We start from the raw sequence: 13,410 nt of genomic DNA on the forward strand, positions 1-13,410 counted from the left end.
AGCTTCGTCTTGCTGAACCCAAACGCGTCCATCAACGCTGTCCCAATCTCAATAGATACACATCGCCGCGCAATTACGCGCTGAATGACACTTTCGTGGCCTCGACGATGCGTTCAACACCGCTCTCACTGCACCCTACTGATTAGCGAGCGGTTTATGGCACAAACGGGGCATAGATCAGGGCGTTTAGCGTCGTAATCTGAATCATTTTCAGGCTGTTGCATGGACGCAACAGGAATCCTGGCACCGTCAACGGTTCCTTCACCTCGTTTCGCATTGCCGCGACATTATCGTGGCTGCTGGGCGGTCCGCACCCGAAGCTAGGAATTATGCCGCTTCGCCAATAGGGGCGTCAGCCGTTCGGCCAAAAAGTCGGACAAAGCCCTGACGGCAGGGAGCTGGCCGCGCCGATGCGGGGTGAGCAAGGTCAACGTCGGACCACCCGGCTGCCACCCATCCAACAGCCGCGTGAGCTGACCGGCGGCAAGCGCCGGCGCACATAAACGGGCCGGTAAGGATGCTATGCCGAGCCCGGCGATGGCGGCGTTCAGGAGCGTCGTCGGATCATTAGAGACAAAGCGCCAGCACGGCATGGTCGCTTCCCCTTCAAAGACTCGGCCTTTGTCGTCGTAGAATCGCCAGGGCAAAGCCGTGCTTTTCACCGCGAACCAGATGCCCAGGTGTCCGGTAAGTTCCGCCGGCGAACGCGGGCGCGACCGCCCTTCGAGATAGGCCGGGGAGCAGACGAGATGATTGAACGAAACACCGAGGCGGCGCTGCACTAGACTTGAACTTGGCAGAGGCCCGTAATGAGTGCGCAGGGCGAGATCGACGCCGTCCTCGATGAGATCGACAAGACGGTCGGTAGCGTCGAGCTGGAGGAAGACCTTGGGATAGGCCTGGGCGAAATCCGGCAAGATGTCGGCCAGGAGGGTCTGGGCCTCGAGGGTCGATGCGGTGAGCCGCACCAACCCAGCCGGCTCGACGAGACGCCCCTGAATAAGAGACTCCGCCGCTTCGGCCTCAACCAGCATGGCCTGAGCCCGGTCATACAGCTCGCGGCCAATCTCGGTGAGCGCGAACAAACGGGCATGGCGCTGGAACAGGCGCAGGCCAAGCTGCGCCTCGAAGTCACCGATGCGCTTAGCCAGCGTCGAGCGCGGCATATCCAGGACGCGCCCCGCCGCCGCGAATCCACCGTGATCGGCCACTTGCACGAATAATCTCAAGTCGTTGAGGTCAAGCATGGCTTCGTCCAGATTTTAGGACATAAGGTTCTATTACTGCCAGTTCCTGTCCTTCCGTCCAAGTTTTACATCGACCGACGAAAGGACCACCCATGTCACACAGTTTTTCCGGCAGAAGCCTCACGGCCCTCCTCGCGGTCTGTCTCGGCGCCTTCATGTTCGGGCTTGAAATCTCCGCCGTGCCCGCCGCCCTGCCCGGCATCGAACACGCCCTGCAGACGTCCTTCACGGACATGCAGTGGATCATGAACGCCTACACCATCGCCGTGAACACCATGCTGATGGCCGCCGGCACGCTGGCCGACCGCTTCGGCCGTCGGCGGCTGTTTGTCATCGGCGCCGCCTTGTTTGGGCTGACCTCGCTGATATGCGGCCTCGCGCCCCAGACAGGCACGCTCATCGCAGCGCGCGCCCTTCAGGGTATCAGCGGCAGCACCATGCTCATTGCCACGCTGGCTGTGATCTCGCATCAATTCGAGAGCGCGCGCGAACGCGGCATCGCCTTCAGCGTCTGGGGCGTTGTCGCCGGCGCGGGGATCGGCTTTGGCCCGATGGTCGGATCGCTTCTGGTGGAGCTCACCAATTGGCGTTGGGTCTTTCTTGTGAATGTCCCGTTCGCGATCATTGCCATCGGTTTGGCTCTTGCAACCGTCCGCGAGTCCCGCGACCCCCATGCGGGCCGGCTTGATCTCGCCGGCATCGTGACCTTGTCGCTGGCTGTCCTTGGCCTTGCGTTCTACATCACCCAAGGTCCCAGCCTCGGCTTCGCCAGCGCCACGGCGCTCGCTATTCTCGCCGGTGCGGCCGTGGCTTTCGCGCTCTTCCTGTTCGTTGAAACGACGGTCGAGCGGCCAATGGTGGATTTTTCCGTGTTCCGGATTCGCGCCTTTTCCGGCGCGCTCTTTGGCTGCATGGGCATGAACTTCGCCTTCTGGCCGTTCATGATCTATCTGCCGCTCTATTTTAACTACGGCCTCGGCTATAGCGCGGTCACCTCGGGTCTGGCGCTCTTGGCCTATACGTTGCCGACGCTGATCTTTCCGCCGGTCGGTGAATGGCTGGCGCTGCGTTACCAGGCAGCGCGCGTCATTCCGGCAGGGCTTGCCATCATCGGCTTCGGCTTCCTCATCATGTTCTTCGGCCTCAACAGCAACGCTGTCCTTCTCCTTTGCGGCGCAGCACTCGCTGGTGCCGGGCTTGGCATCATCAATACGCCGGTGACGAACACCACCACCGGATCGGTGACGCGCGAACGTGCCGGCATGGCTTCAAGCATAGATCTGTCAGCGCGAATGATTACGCTTGCCATCAATATCGCCGTGATGGGCTTCATCCTGACGGAGGGCACGCTGGCCGCGCTGCGCGATAAGCTTGGCGGCACATTGACGGGGGCGCCCTTACGGGCGCTCGCCGAGCAAGTGGCGGCAGGCAAGCTGAACGGCGGCGCCCTGCCCGCGGCCAGCTTGCAAGCTGCACTCATCGACGGCTTTGCCTGGGTGATGCTCTATGGCGTTTTCGGCGCCTTCGCGATGGCAAGCCTGAGCCTGCTGGCCTTCGGCACAGGACCAAAGACGCAAAGCGCGCGAGCGGAGGCCTGACTTTCCGAAAACGGCGATCCGAGGACAGACGCCGCCCGCAGCGCGTCTGTCCTCATCCCGTGAGGGCCCCAAAACGCCCCGCAGCCCCGGGTGAATCTTTTGCCGTACCCTAGACTTTCAAGCCTTGCGCCCTATTTGTAGCCTATGCTACACCTTCGGTGAAGCTAGATTGAGGGTTTCTGGGCTTATGTCTTCGGCAGAAAGTTTTGGACCGGGTGCCGGTCAGCAGCGTCTCGGCATGCGGCCGTCCCTTTCCGAGTCCCACGGCAGCGTTGCGGTATCGGGCTCCGCTGTCCGGCGGTTCATGGCTTTCCTCGGCCCGGGCTATCTGGTCGCCACCGGCTATATGGACCCCGGCAATTGGGCGACAGCACTGGCTGGTGGCTCGAAATTCGGCACAGCCCTGCTCTTCATCGCCGTCTTGTCGAGCTTGATGGCCATCGTCCTGCAAGCCCTATCGGCCCGGCTCGCCATCGGCACCGGCATGGACCTTGCCCAGGCCTGCCGCCAGCGCTTTCCCCGCACCGCCTCCTTCGCACTCTGGCTGATCGCCGAGGCCGCCATTGTCGCGACCGACCTGGCCGAGGTGATCGGCACGGCCATCGGCCTGCAACTGCTGTTCGACATTCCCCTCGCCATCGGCGTCTTCCTGACGGCGCTCGACGTTTTCCTGGTGCTGGCGCTGCAACGGTTCGGCTTCCGCAAGCTTGAAGCCTTCGTCATCGCTCTCTTGATCATCATCGCGCTCGCCTTCGGCGGCCAGCTCGTGCTGGCGCAGCCGTCGATCGCCGCCATCGCGCATGGCCTGATCCCGACCGTCGACCTCGTCACCAATCCCGAGATGCTCTACATCGCGCTCGGCATCCTCGGCGCGACGGTAATGCCGCATAATCTCTATCTGCATTCCGGCGTGGTGCTGACCCGCAAGATCGGCCCGACCCTTCCCGAAAAACGTGAGGCAATTAAGTTCGCGGTCTGGGATTCGACCATCGCGCTTGGCTTCGCCCTGCTGATCAATGGCTCGATCCTGATCCTCGCCGCCGCCGCCTTCTACGCCAAGGGCCATCACGAGGTCGCTGAACTGCAGGATGCGCATCGGCTGATCGCCCCCTTGCTGGGCACGGCGCTCGCTGCTCATCTCTTCGGCATCGCCCTGCTCGCCTGCGGCCTCAACTCGACGGTGACGGCCACGCTTGCCGGCCAGATCGTCATGGAAGGCTTCATCGACTTCAAAGTGAGCCCGGTGACGCGGCGGTTGATCACGCGCGGCATCGCGCTGATCCCCGCCGCCGTTGTCACCGTCTGGGCGGGCGAAGCCTGGACCGGCAAACTGCTCGTGGCGAGCCAGGTCGTGCTTAGTCTGGCGCTACCATTCGCCGTCGTGCCACTGGTCTGGTTCACCGCGTCCCGGCGCATGCTCGGCGATCTCATCGCGCCGCGCCTGCTCTCCGGCATCGCCGCGCTGATCACGGTGCTCATCATCGCCCTCAATCTGAAACTTCTGCTCGATATTATGACGGGCAACTAATCCGCCACGACTTCTTCCTCTTCGTTTCAACTGTTCGCTCCGCTGGCTTGCGCCGGCGGGACGGGAAAGACGTGCCTAAACCATGCGTTCTCTGCGCGCCGCCTTCATCTCCACGCTCTGCCTGGGTGGCCTTCCCGCCCTCGCTTCCGATATCGACAGCGAACATATGTTCGGCTTCACAGAAGGCAGCGATTTCGGTGGCAAGGGCGAATTGGAGATCGAATATTCCGCCTTCGGCCGCATTGGCCGAGCGCGCGGCCGCTATTCCGCAATCTCGGGCGGCCTCTCGGCCAAATATTCTGTGACGGACGATTTTCGTATCGCGCCAGGCTTCTTCCTTGCTCGCCACGACATCTCCGGCGTTGCCGGCCTGCCCAACAGAGGCGCCTTTGCGCCGGAAGGCGTCGAACTCGAATTCAAATACCGGCTGTGGCGACGCGATCGGGATGGCTTCGGTCTCACCATCGGCGCCAAGCCGACCTTCGCGCGGATGGACGGCGTGACCGGGCTACGGGCGAGCGAATTCGCCACGTCTTTCTTCGCCCGTCTCGACAAGGAGATCGTGCCGAACACGGTTCTGGCGGCCATCAATATCGATTTCGAGACAGCCGTTGGCCGCACGCCCGGCATGAGGTCCTGGGATCGTGCGTCAGCACTCAGCCTTTCGGCCGGTGCGACCACGCGGATTATCGGGCGATTGTTCCTCGGCGGTGAAGCACGTTACGTGCGCGCCACCGATGGCGGTTTCCTCAATCGCTTCGCGGGCCATGCGCTCTTCATCGGCCCTAACCTGTTCTACAAGCCGACCGACCATTCCTTCATCTCGGCGGTGTGGAACCGGCAAGTGTCTGGCCGTGCCCATGGGCAACCCGGACGCTTCGATCTCGATAATTTCGAACGCAATGAAATGCGCATCGTCTATGGCGTGGCGTTTTGACTATGCGTTTTGCAATTGGATGGACCCATCGGTCCTAGGCAAAACCTCTCCGTTGGCATTCCCGACGCGCCGCAGCCTTCGTGTCTTCCCGGGCGCCGCAGGCGACCCGGGATCCAGGGGCCACGCAGTAGAATGTTGCGTTGCTGATCGCCGCAGCCAAACCACAAGCAACATCGCGCCCTTGGCCCCTGGATCCCGGATCACGCTGCGCGTGTCCGGGATGACACCGAGGTGTTCGCTACCCAGTTAAACGAGCGCGATCGCTGCGATCAGGCGGCCATAGTCGTTCTCGCCGCGATGGGTGGTGCGGCGATAGGAGAAGAAGCGCGCTTCGTCCGCATAGGTGTCGAGGCCGAGATTCTCGAAGGCACCAACGCCGGACTTTTCGAGCTGCGCGCCGATGAAGGCCGGCAGATCGAACATGGCGTGGTCCTCGCGCGACGACGACACAAAGAAGCGTTCGTTGCCTGCATCGGCGACGCGAAAGCGTGCGACGAATTCCGGCCCGACTTCATAGGAGGCCTGCGCGATCGTCGGCCCAAGCACGACGTTGATATGGGCGCGCTTCGCGCCAAGTTCCTCCATGCGCGTCAAGGTCGATTCGATCACGCCATCGAAAGCGCCCTTCCAGCCGGCGTGGGCGGCGGCGACCACCCCTGCCCGCGCATCAGCAAACAGCAAGATGCCACAGTCGGCACCGGTAACGCCAAGCCCGAGACCTTTCGCCGCCGTCGCGATGCCGTCGCAACGCGGCCGCTCGGTCTCGTTCCAGGGCGCGGCGATCGCCACCGCTTCGGCTGAATGAATCTGATACGGCACCATGAAGCGATCGGGCGCCACGCCCAGCGCGTCGGCCATGCGGCGCTTGTTCTCGGCCACCGCTGCAGCATCATCGCGCGAACCGGCGCCGCCGTTCAGCGAGGCATAGACGCCGGTGCTGACGCCACCCTGGCGGGTGAAGAACGCATGCGACACACCGGCTGTTTCCAGAAGGCGCGAGCGGATGACGAGCGTGCTCATTTCGGCGGGCTCTGCAAGCCCGGCGGTTGCGGCATGTCGGGATGCGTGACCGCCATCACTTTGAACAACGCCCCCATGCCGGGCACCATGGTGCCGGCGGCGCCGCGCTCTGGCGCGGTCGAGACAAGGCGTAGCAGTGCCCGGTCGACCTCGATCGCCTGACGCGCCGTCGCTTGGCGCTTGAGGCCATTGGCCCGTTCAAAAATGCCGAGCTTCGAGAGAAAGTCCGCCTGCCGCTGCGGTCCATAAACAGCCGCGCCCATGGCGCGCGCCGTGCGCGCCAAAGCGGCGAAATCGACATGGGCGGTGAGATCAGCCTCACCCGGTTCATCAAGCGGCGATACCGGCTGATGGCTTTTCAGCGCCTGCAAGGTTTCGCCGTATTGGGTTTCCACATGGCCGTAGTCGATAATCAGCGCCGCACCCTTGTCGGTGGCGACGCGCTTGGCCAGTTCAGCCATGACCCGATGCCCCAATCCTGAGACCTCGAACACGGCGTTTTCCTCGGCCCGGGCGCGGATCGAGGTCTCGGGATCATCCGCAAGGCCGAAATAGAGCGCGTCATCCTCGTCAAGGCCGATCACCTTCTCGTACCAGGCGCCATCCTGAAAGACGTAATGGCGCACAGGCAGAGCGTCGAAGAACTCATTGGCGAGGAAGATCGAGGGTCCATAGGGCACGGTGTCGAGAGATTGATGCCATTCGATCTTGAAATCGGAGCCAGCGAGGATCTCGCGCTGCTGCGCTTCCAGCACCGGGCTGGTCTCGACAAGATGCACGGTGAGCGCCTTGGCGAAATTGCCGGCGACCTGCAAGGCGCGCAGCGCGTCCGACATCAGGGTGCCACGACCGGGGCCAAGCTCAACCAGCTGGATTTTCTTCGGCGACCCCATCAGCGCCCAGACCTCGGCCGCCCATAAGCCGAGCAGTTCGCCGAACATCTGCGAAATTTCCGGCGCGGTGGTGAAGTCACCATCAGCGCCGAAGGGATCGCGCGTCATGTAATAACCGCGCTCGGGATCGCCGAGCGCCAGCGCCATGAACCGTTCGAGGGAGATGGTCTCGCCGTTGCGGATCAACTGACGGATATGCGCGCCGAGCGGCGTCATTCCTTGTCCCCCGCCTTGTTTCCTGTCCCCGCCGCTGTCACCGGGCGAGAGCGTGCGACCAGCCAGACGCCGAGCAGCACCAGAGGCACCGACAGGAGCATGCCCATTGTCGCATTTCCAAACAGAAATCCCAATTGCGGATCGGGCTCGCGGAAGAATTCACAGAAAATACGCGCCAGACCGTAGCCGATGCCGAAAACGCCGGTCAAAAAGCCCGGTCGGCGGAAGCCGCCACGGCGGACGAAGACATAGAGAATCAGCAGCAGCACCAGGCCTTCGAGCCCAGCCTCATAAAGCTGGCTCGGATGGCGCGGCAGTGGCCCGGCATCGGGAAAGACCATGGCCCAGGGCACATCGGTCGGTCGGCCCCACAATTCCGGCTTGATGAAATTGGCGATGCGGCCAAACAGCAGGCCGATCGGCACCACGGTCGAGCAGAGATCGGTGACGGTCAGCACCCCAAGCTTATAGCGCCGGGCAAACAGCCAGATCGCCAAAGCGGCGCCTGCAAGCCCACCGTGAAACGACATGCCGCCCTTCCACAGCGCAAATATCTCTTGCGGCTGCGCCATGTAATGCTCGGCATTGTAGAAGAGCACATAGCCCAGACGGCCGCCGAGAATGACGCCGAAGGCGCAATAGACCAACAGGTCGTCGAGGGACGCGACCGTGGGGCGCGGCACCACGCCCCAATGGGCGGGCTGCGCGACGAGGCGGCGGGCATAATACCAACCGCCGATCAGGCCGAAGATATAAGCCAGCGCATACCAGCGGATCGCGAACGGGCCGATCTCGAAGAGGATCGGATCGATGACGGGAAAGGCGATGACGGGCGCAAACATGCCTTCCTGCCTAACCGCTGCCTGCGCAAGGGGCAAGCCACCCCGCGAATGGCCGCTTAAACCGCTGTCAGACGGGCCTCGCCAGGAACAACATTCGGCCCTGATTGTGCCCGATGTTGCGCGCCGCCCGCTCGGCCGCGAATCCATGGCCACGCAGCAGTTCGATCATGGCGGTCTCGCTGTAGCGCGTCAGGCCGAGCTGTTCACGCAGCTTACGATAGTCGGAAAACACCGTCTTGACGATGCCCTTCAGGGCCGCCGTCAGAAAGCCGCCATGGGCGGCGAAGCCGAGCAGCGCCCCAGTATCGGACAGCGCATTGGCGTTTTCGGGGATAACATCGCCCAGCGCCAGCACGCCACCCGGCTTTAATTTCGTGCGCGCCAGATCAAGCAACGCGATGAGTTCGTCGCGCGACAGATATTGCAGCACCGAATTGACGACGATGAGATCGAGCGTGCCGGGCTCGAGGCCGGCCAGCGCCGTCTCGTCGAGCACGGTGATATTGGCTTCGTTGCGAACGCGCTGGGCGACCGCTCCCCGCACGGTCGGCGCGGTGTCGAAGAGATAGAGCCTGGCGCAGGCACGGGCGAGATCAACAGCCGTCCACGCCTCGCCGCAGCCATAGTCGAGCACGACGGCCGTGGGCGACGGAAACAGTTTGACGATGTCGCGGGCGATCAGGTCGAAATGCAGCTGACGGTGCCGCTTGCTGACATAGATCGGGTGCGGCCCATCCCAATATTCGCGCCAAGAGGTCATTGCTGCCTTTCCGTTGCCTGCGTGAGCCCCAGTCCTACAGGGGCGCGATGGCGAGGGAAAGGCATCCCTGTATCATCCCTGACGCTGAAGCCGACGCCCCCCATTCGTGATAAGCTCGCCCATCGGGACGGCGCAGCTCTCTAGCTGACGGATGATAGATGAAGTGGCAAGACCCTCAAGTAGTCAAATGTCCGATCTGTTCGCATTCGGCCCAGCAGTCCGTCTCTGTTCTCCTCTCGCGGTCCGCGACATGTCCCTCGTGCGGAGCTTCGCTCGACGCCGTATCAAATGACATGCATCGACTGCAGGAGGGCTGGGAGGAGTTTGGGATTATTATGAGCATCGCCGTCCAGATCGAATCTGCTGTTCCGCAAATCAAATTTGCCGACGATGACGTGGCATCAATCAAATCCCTCGCTGATTTTACCAAAGTGACGGAGCGATTGGTGGAAAGCGCGTCCCTCAAGCAGAATCAATTTGAGGCGAAGAAGATTGTGGCGTCAGCCGCCAAAGCCATATTTCCTACACTGGATTATCCGCAATTTGACATGCGGTTGATCGAGCTGTGCCGGCCTCACCGGAGTACATTCGATCCCTTCGCCCCACGGGGAGAATGACACGGCAGGGCGTTGGCCGAGATCGCGCCTGCGGCGTGCCGAGTACGACAAGCCGCAGCCTTGGTGTCATCCTGGACGCCTGCGCAGCAGGCGATCCGGGATCCAGAGCAAGCGGTAGAAAGCCGCATCAGCTCGCGACGGCACCATGTTCAGCATTCGTGCGGCTGCTCTGGATCCCCGCTCAGCCGCTGCGCGGCTGTCGGGGATGACACCGGGGTTTAGATCCGATGCCCTCCTCTGCTCCCCTTACGCCGCCGCACTGCCCTGAGAGCGGAAGGCCCAGCCGGTCATGCGCTGTTCGAGCCAGGCGGTGGCTGCGTACATCAAGATGCCCTCGACGGCGAGCGCGATCAGGCCAGCGAAGACCAGCGGCATCTGGAAGTTCGAGCCCGCCTGCGCCATCAGAAAGCCGATGCCGGCATTGGCGGCGATGGTCTCCGACACCACGGTGCCGACGAAGGCCAAGGTGATCGCCACTTTCAGCGAGCCGAAGAAATACGGCATGGCTCTGGGAATACCGACCTTGCGCATGACATCGAGCTTCGATGCGCCAAGCGCGCGCAGCACGTCCTCAAGCTCGGGCTCGATGGTGGCGAGCCCGGTGGCGACGTTGACGACGACAGGGAAGAACGAGATCAGAAAGGCCGTGAGGATCGCCGGCACTTCGCCGATGCCAAACCACAACACGAGGATCGGCACGACAGCGACTTTCGGAATCGAGTTGAAGCCGATCATCACCGGATAAAGGCCGCGATAGATGGTGCGCGACCAGCCAACGACGAGGCCAAGGAACAGCCCAAAGCCCACCGCCAGCGCGAAGCCGGCCAAGGTCGTCCACAAGGTGACGAAGGAGTTGCGCAACAGCGGCGACCAATAGCGCAGGATCGCCGCCCAGATGTCGGTGGGCGCCGGCAGGATGATGGTCGAGACACCGAACAGTTTGCAGACGAGTTCCCAGATGGCAAACAGGGCGACGACGAAAATCCACGGCGCGAGGGTTTCTATTTTGGAGGAGTTCATGATTTGCGCACCTGTGCAATCTTGTTGCGCAGATCGTGGACGAGATCGGTGAACGGCTTTTCGTAGCAGACGTCGAGATCGCGCGGCCGCGAGAACGAGACGTCGCGGGTTTCGATGATGCGGCCGGGCCGCGCGCTCATCACATGCACGGTGTCGGCTAAGAAAGCCGCCTCACGCAGATCGTGCGTCACCAGCACCACGGTGAATTTCAGCCGCTGCCAGACATCGCGCAGCACGCACCATAATTCCTCGCGGGTGAACGCATCGAGCGCGGCGAAGGGTTCGTCGAGCATCAATAGCGCCGGCTCGTGAATGAGCGAGCGGCACAGCGAGGCGCGTTGTTGCATGCCGCCCGACAATTCCCACGGGAAGCGATTGCCGAAGCCGGCGAGACCGACGGTTGCGAGCAAGTCCTCGACCTTGGCGACATATTCGGCACGGTGCGAACGGAACTTGCCGCGATAGGGCTCGACGATTTCGAGCGGCAGCAGAATGTTGTCGGTGACCGTGCGCCAGGGCAGCAGGTTGGCGTTTTGAAACGCCATACCCGCCATTTTCACCGGGCCGCGCACCGGGCTGCCAGCAACCGCGACCGAGCCCGCCGTCGGCTTCACCAAGCCGGTGACGAGTTTCATCAGGGTCGACTTGCCGCAACCGGAGGGGCCGACGACCGCGGCGAATTCGCCGCGAGCGACGTTGAGCGTCGTGCCTTCGAGGGCAAGCACAGGACCCGTGCGTCCCGCATAGGCGAGCGACACATTATCAAGAGCGATCAAGTCTTCTCTCCGCTCGGAGGTTGGATCAGACGTTGCCGCTCAAAGTTTGCGCTCGCTGGCCGCTGGCAGGTACTCGCTGGTGAAAATATCAGCGGCTGTCGGCCGGTTCTTGAACTCATAGGTATCAGCGATCTGGTCGATCGACTTGGCCATGCGTTCCATGTCGACACCGCCCACACCATTCGCCTTGACCCAGGGCGTGACCATGTTGTCGCGCAGCGCCATCTTCAGGCGCGCCAGCTCGATCGCGAGATCGCCGGTCTCATTGCGCTTCATCACCGACTTGATCGCCTCGTCGGGATTCTTCGCGGTCTCGATGACGCCCTTGATCGTCGCACGGACGAAGCCCGCGACCACTTTCGGATTGGCCTTGGCGAATTCCGGATTGACCATGATGGCGTTGCCGTAGAGCACCAAGCCATGGTCGGACATCAGCATGACGGAGATGTCTTCGGGTTTAATGTTGTTCTGCTGCAGATTGAAGAAGGACGAAAACGAGAAGCCGGCTATCACGTCGACTTTGCCCTGGGCCAGCATCGGCTCGCGCACCGGGAAGCCGACATTCTCGATCTTCACTTTCGAATCGTCGAACTTGTTCTCCTTGACGAAGGCTTTCCACTGGGCGAAGGCGCCGTCAGCCGCCGGCGCACCGAAAACTTTGCCTTCGAGATCCTTGGGCGTCTTGATGCCGGTCTTCGTCAGGCTGACGAGGGAAAACGGCGGGCGGTCATAGACCATCATCACCGACGTCACCTTCTGATCCGGATTCTGGTCGCGGAATTTCACCAGCGAGTTGATGTCGAAGAAGCCGAGCGGATAAGTGCCGGCGGCGACGCGGGCTATGCCCTGCACGGAGCCTGGACCGGTGTCGACAGTGACGTCGAGCCCTTCGGCCTTATAGAACCCCTTGTCGATCGCCACGAAGTAAGGCGCCGACGGCCCCTCGAACTTCCAGTCGAGCGCGAATTTGACCGCCGTCTGGGCAGCCGCCCCGTAGGCGCTGCACGAAATGACAGCAATCGCCGCAAAAGCCGCCTTGAAATTAAGCTTCGTCATTCCCCGTTCCCCTTCCTGCTGCCTCCCGAATGAGCGGAGGCTGAAACATCGTGAGGAATTACGCAAGCGATGTGCCAATTGGATCGATTTTTTTCGTCCAACGACAGATCCATTCGACGCAGCCGAACGTAAGAGAACTCGCAGGTACCGGGCTGGGTATTTTTAAGCACCTGTTTGTACTGTATTTGTAATACGCCCCGTCCAGTTGCTGGACGGGGCATTTTCATGCGCTCACCAGCGCCATCTCCAAAAGGTCGAGCGCCGCCACGCCGAAGGCGAACATATTGGCTTGACGATCCTCGCTCCCGGTTTCGACGGTCGTGGTCATGCTCATCTTGCCGGAGATGGCGAGGCAGCAATGGCCCGAAGCATCGCCATAGCGATTGCCCCCCGGCCCTGTCGCGCCACTTTCAGCCAGGCTCCAATCGGCGGCGAAGCGCTCGCGCACGGTTTGCGCCAACAGCGCCGCATAGGGCTCGGTGGAGGCGCGCATGCCCCGCGGCAGATCGCCGATGCCAAGCTGCAGCAACCGCGCCTTCTGGGTGTAGACGACGAGGCCGCCAAGAAAATAGGCCGAGGCGCCGGGCACCGACAGCAAAGCGGCGGCGATCAAGCCGCCGGCCGAGGATTCGGCGATGACGATGCTCTCGCCGCGTGTCTTCAAAAGCGCGGCGACCCGTTCCGCCCGCGCCGTCATATCGGAAAAATCCATCGCGTCCGCCATACTGCTCCCCGCTTTGCCCAAAACGACCTCGGCTCTTTATGGCAGAAGCTCGACCGTTGAGGAAACGGCATCCAAGTCAAAAATGAGCGCACGGGTAAACAGATAAGCTTCTGATTCATCTTGGCCCGGTGAAGCGATCAAGATACGGTTGCTAAAATTTAAGAGATCGCGGCCAG

The 13,410-nt window shown here is 62.2% G+C and carries 13 protein-coding genes; 4 read left to right on the forward strand and 9 right to left on the reverse strand.

Going from position 1 to position 13,410, the window contains the following annotated elements; all coding sequences use genetic code 11:
* Positions 1-320: 320 nt before the first annotated feature.
* Entirely contained in the window at positions 321-1,247 is a 927-nt protein-coding gene (locus BLW50_RS08825) for a LysR substrate-binding domain-containing protein (RefSeq protein ID WP_090700460.1), read from the reverse strand.
* A 92-nt stretch (positions 1,248-1,339) separates the two neighbouring features.
* On the opposite strand from BLW50_RS08825, the gene BLW50_RS08830 reads away from it, so the two are divergent.
* From BLW50_RS08830 to BLW50_RS08840, 3 genes are all read left to right on the forward strand, one after another.
* Positions 1,340-2,845, forward strand: a complete 1,506-nt coding sequence (locus BLW50_RS08830) for an MFS transporter (protein WP_090700463.1) — start codon at positions 1,340-1,342, stop codon at positions 2,843-2,845.
* A 187-nt stretch (positions 2,846-3,032) separates the two neighbouring features.
* On the forward strand, positions 3,033-4,373 hold the full coding sequence (locus BLW50_RS08835; protein WP_244544183.1) for an Nramp family divalent metal transporter: 1,341 nt from the start codon (positions 3,033-3,035) through the stop codon (positions 4,371-4,373).
* 82 nt (positions 4,374-4,455) lie between these two features.
* The gene (locus BLW50_RS08840; protein ID WP_090700467.1) at positions 4,456-5,310 is read left to right on the forward strand and encodes a hypothetical protein; all 855 of its coding nucleotides are present in this window, start codon (positions 4,456-4,458) and stop codon (positions 5,308-5,310) included.
* Between the two features lie 246 nt (positions 5,311-5,556).
* Here BLW50_RS08840 and pgeF read toward each other — a convergent pair whose 3' ends face one another.
* The 4 genes from pgeF to BLW50_RS08860 all read right to left on the reverse strand — a co-directional run bounded on the left by pgeF (position 5,557) and on the right by BLW50_RS08860 (position 9,041).
* The gene (gene pgeF / locus BLW50_RS08845; RefSeq protein ID WP_090700471.1) at positions 5,557-6,330 is read right to left on the reverse strand and encodes a peptidoglycan editing factor PgeF; all 774 of its coding nucleotides are present in this window, start codon (positions 6,328-6,330) and stop codon (positions 5,557-5,559) included.
* Positions 6,327-7,439 (reverse strand): class I SAM-dependent methyltransferase, encoded by a 1,113-nt coding sequence (locus tag BLW50_RS08850; protein WP_090700475.1) that lies wholly within the window; start codon positions 7,437-7,439, stop codon positions 6,327-6,329. Before BLW50_RS08850 ends, pgeF begins: the two co-directional genes overlap by 4 nt.
* On the reverse strand, positions 7,436-8,281 hold the full coding sequence (gene lgt, locus BLW50_RS08855; RefSeq protein ID WP_090700478.1) for a prolipoprotein diacylglyceryl transferase: 846 nt from the start codon (positions 8,279-8,281) through the stop codon (positions 7,436-7,438). Before lgt ends, BLW50_RS08850 begins: the two co-directional genes overlap by 4 nt.
* Before the next feature lie 67 nt (positions 8,282-8,348).
* Entirely contained in the window at positions 8,349-9,041 is a 693-nt protein-coding gene (locus BLW50_RS08860; RefSeq protein WP_090700482.1) for a class I SAM-dependent methyltransferase, read from the reverse strand.
* 335 nt (positions 9,042-9,376) lie between these two features.
* On the opposite strand from BLW50_RS08860, the gene BLW50_RS08865 reads away from it, so the two are divergent.
* Positions 9,377-9,658, forward strand: a complete 282-nt coding sequence (locus BLW50_RS08865) for a hypothetical protein (protein WP_139267539.1) — start codon at positions 9,377-9,379, stop codon at positions 9,656-9,658.
* A gap of 246 nt (positions 9,659-9,904) precedes the next feature.
* On the opposite strand, the gene BLW50_RS08870 is transcribed toward BLW50_RS08865, so the two are convergent.
* From BLW50_RS08870 to BLW50_RS08885, 4 genes are all read right to left on the reverse strand, one after another.
* Complete coding sequence (locus BLW50_RS08870; RefSeq protein WP_090700490.1) at positions 9,905-10,678, reverse strand: ABC transporter permease; 774 nt, start codon at positions 10,676-10,678, stop codon at positions 9,905-9,907.
* Positions 10,675-11,454, reverse strand: a complete 780-nt coding sequence (locus BLW50_RS08875) for an ABC transporter ATP-binding protein (protein WP_090700494.1) — start codon at positions 11,452-11,454, stop codon at positions 10,675-10,677. Before BLW50_RS08875 ends, BLW50_RS08870 begins: the two co-directional genes overlap by 4 nt.
* A gap of 39 nt (positions 11,455-11,493) precedes the next feature.
* Complete coding sequence (locus tag BLW50_RS08880; protein ID WP_090700498.1) at positions 11,494-12,510, reverse strand: ABC transporter substrate-binding protein; 1,017 nt, start codon at positions 12,508-12,510, stop codon at positions 11,494-11,496.
* 223 nt (positions 12,511-12,733) lie between these two features.
* Positions 12,734-13,234 carry a CinA family protein gene (locus BLW50_RS08885; RefSeq protein WP_244544184.1) on the reverse strand — a complete coding sequence of 167 codons (501 nt, stop codon included), beginning with the start codon at positions 13,232-13,234 and terminating at the stop codon, positions 12,734-12,736.
* Positions 13,235-13,410: the final 176 nt, after the last annotated feature.

The organism is Beijerinckia sp. 28-YEA-48 (assembly GCF_900104955.1).
In the GTDB taxonomy this organism is placed as follows: Bacteria; Pseudomonadota; Alphaproteobacteria; order Rhizobiales; family Beijerinckiaceae; genus Terripilifer.

Bases quoted from the DNA above. Each gene is read 5' to 3' on its own strand.
- BLW50_RS08825 (WP_090700460.1), bottom strand. From the start codon at position 1,247: ATGCTTGACCTCAACGACTTGAGATTATTCGTGCAAGTGGCCGATCAC.
- BLW50_RS08830 (WP_090700463.1), top strand. From the start codon at position 1,340: ATGTCACACAGTTTTTCCGGCAGAAGCCTCACGGCCCTCCTCGCGGTC.
- BLW50_RS08835 (WP_244544183.1), top strand. From the start codon at position 3,033: ATGTCTTCGGCAGAAAGTTTTGGACCGGGTGCCGGTCAGCAGCGTCTC.
- BLW50_RS08840 (WP_090700467.1), top strand. From the start codon at position 4,456: ATGCGTTCTCTGCGCGCCGCCTTCATCTCCACGCTCTGCCTGGGTGGC.
- pgeF (WP_090700471.1), bottom strand. From the start codon at position 6,330: ATGAGCACGCTCGTCATCCGCTCGCGCCTTCTGGAAACAGCCGGTGTG.
- BLW50_RS08850 (WP_090700475.1), bottom strand. From the start codon at position 7,439: ATGACGCCGCTCGGCGCGCATATCCGTCAGTTGATCCGCAACGGCGAG.
- lgt (WP_090700478.1), bottom strand. From the start codon at position 8,281: ATGTTTGCGCCCGTCATCGCCTTTCCCGTCATCGATCCGATCCTCTTC.
- BLW50_RS08860 (WP_090700482.1), bottom strand. From the start codon at position 9,041: ATGACCTCTTGGCGCGAATATTGGGATGGGCCGCACCCGATCTATGTC.
- BLW50_RS08865 (WP_139267539.1), top strand. From the start codon at position 9,377: ATGAGCATCGCCGTCCAGATCGAATCTGCTGTTCCGCAAATCAAATTT.
- BLW50_RS08870 (WP_090700490.1), bottom strand. From the start codon at position 10,678: ATGAACTCCTCCAAAATAGAAACCCTCGCGCCGTGGATTTTCGTCGTC.
- BLW50_RS08880 (WP_090700498.1), bottom strand. From the start codon at position 12,510: ATGACGAAGCTTAATTTCAAGGCGGCTTTTGCGGCGATTGCTGTCATT.
- BLW50_RS08885 (WP_244544184.1), bottom strand. From the start codon at position 13,234: ATGGCGGACGCGATGGATTTTTCCGATATGACGGCGCGGGCGGAACGG.